Here is a 762-nt window from a genome sequence, read left to right on the forward strand (position 1 = left end):
ACCCCAATCTCCAGCATAGCTCACTGTCACGCGGCCAACGTGCCTCCGTAGCTAACATCTACGTCAGCGTTGAAGAAGTACCCTGCGCCACGGGATGTTTTGACCAGGCGAGGGTTGGCCGCATCAGCCTCCAGCTTTCGGCGCAAGCGCATGATTAGGACATCGATACTTCGATCGTACACCTCTTCTCCACGCACTCGGCTCGCGAGCAAAAGCCGTTCTCTGGATAGCACGTTGCGGGGGTTCTCCAGAAATGCGATCAACAGATTGAACTCACATGCGGTAAGCTTGACCTCGCCACGCTCCGCACAGATCAGTCGCCGCTGCTTCACGCTGAGCTTCCAGGCCCCAAAGCGAAATGAGCGCTGCTCTCTGGTTCGCGGACTAGAAATGCGCTGGCGTAGCGCTACTCGAATGCGGGCCAAGAATTCGCGCATCCCGAAAGGCTTGGGAATGAAATCGGTTGCGCCGAGCTCCAGTGCAACCACTTTTTCCGCCTCATCAAGCCGGTCGCCGCTGATCACTATGATAGGAACATCCGATTTTGTCGCCAGATTGCGGACGATCGCAAGTCCATCCTCCCGGCCTAGGTTAAGGTCAACAACCACGAGATCGACTGGCTCACGTGAAAGAACATAGTCAAACTGCTTGCTATCGTGGACTGCGGTTACCTTCAGGGCATGCATCGTGAGATACTCGGCGATGAGGCGCCGCATTGCGGCATCATCGTCAATGACAAGAACATGTTTCAACGGCACACCT

General features: G+C 55.8%; 1 protein-coding gene. It reads right to left on the reverse strand.

The window, feature by feature from the left end; translation table 11 throughout:
- Positions 1 to 26: 26 nt before the first annotated feature.
- Positions 27 to 752: a two-component system response regulator VirG gene (gene virG, locus NKI88_RS31730; RefSeq protein ID WP_023685159.1), complete on the reverse strand. Its 726-nt coding sequence runs from the start codon at positions 750 to 752 to the stop codon at positions 27 to 29.
- Between the last annotated feature and the right edge of the window lie 10 nt (positions 753 to 762).

The sequence above is a fragment of the Mesorhizobium sp. M0317 genome, from assembly GCF_040321555.1.
GTDB lineage: Bacteria > Pseudomonadota > Alphaproteobacteria > Rhizobiales > Rhizobiaceae > Mesorhizobium.